The organism is Mesorhizobium sp. M7A.F.Ca.US.002.01.1.1, assembly GCF_004022955.1.
Lineage (GTDB): Bacteria > Pseudomonadota > Alphaproteobacteria > Rhizobiales > Rhizobiaceae > Mesorhizobium > Mesorhizobium ciceri.
The window spans coordinates 1-964 of the sequence record NZ_RZQE01000946.1 but is presented as its reverse complement, the minus strand read 5'-3'; the positions used below and the strand labels follow the sequence as shown (position 1 = coordinate 964).

General features: G+C 65.8%; 1 protein-coding gene. It reads right to left on the bottom strand.

Going from position 1 to position 964, the window contains the following annotated elements; all coding sequences use genetic code 11:
• Positions 1–9: 9 nt before the first annotated feature.
• Positions 10–964 (bottom strand): AbrB family transcriptional regulator (locus tag EN932_RS36935; protein ID WP_164890879.1); only part of this gene is annotated, 955 nt, incomplete at its 5' end.

Sequence of the window (964 nt, the reverse complement as noted above, 5' to 3'; positions counted from 1 at the left end):
AGCCGCTGCCTATTGCCTGACGCCTCTCGCCACCAGCCGCGCCACGCTCGGGCCAACCAGCAGCACGATCAGGAAGCGCACCGATTGCAGCGCCATGACGAAAGAGATGTCGACGTTCTGCGCTGCTGCAGCGATGATGGCGATGCTGTCCATGCCGCCGGGGCTGGTCGCCAGATAGGCGGTCAGCGGATCGATGCCCAGGAGATGGCTGATCATGAAGGCAAGGCCGCCGCAAAAGGCGATCAAGGCCACGATCGAGGCGATGATCTGCGGCAAGGCGTGCGCCGCATGGCGCAGGATCGCCCTTGTGAAGTTCAGGCCGATCGACCAGCCGACCATGGCGTAGCTGACGGCCAGCAGCCATTGCGGCAATTGCATTTCCACGCCCAAGCCGAGATGGACGACGGTGCCGAAGATGAAGGTGCCGAGGAAGAAGGGCGAGGGCAGTCGGCACAACTTTCCCGCCAGGCCGCCTACGACCGCGATGCCGATGGTGGCGGCGAAGGCTTGGGCATCGATCGGCGGAAACCAGACGATGGCGGGGATTTCGACCTCAGACGTGTCGACCCACATCTTGGCAACGAGTGCCGCCGTCATCGAGACGAAGATGACGCGCAGATATTGCATGAAAGCGACGAGCCGCTGATCGGCGCCGAAGGCACCCGCCATCAGCACCATGGCGGTGGCCGCACCCGGCGACGAGCCCCAGACGGCGGTGGTGCCGGGCAGGATGCGCCAGCGGCTGATCAGCCAGCCGAGCAGGCTGGAGGCTGTGACGGTGGCCACCACGACGCCAAGAAACAGCGGCCATTCCTTGTAGAAGACCGGAAAGATGTCGGCCGAGATCGACGCCGCGACGAGGCAGCCGACGATCGCCTGGGCGGCGCCGAACAGAAGACGCGGCACGCGCACCGTGGCGCCATTGGTGCCGGCGACGATGGCGGCCAGCATCGGCCCGATCAGC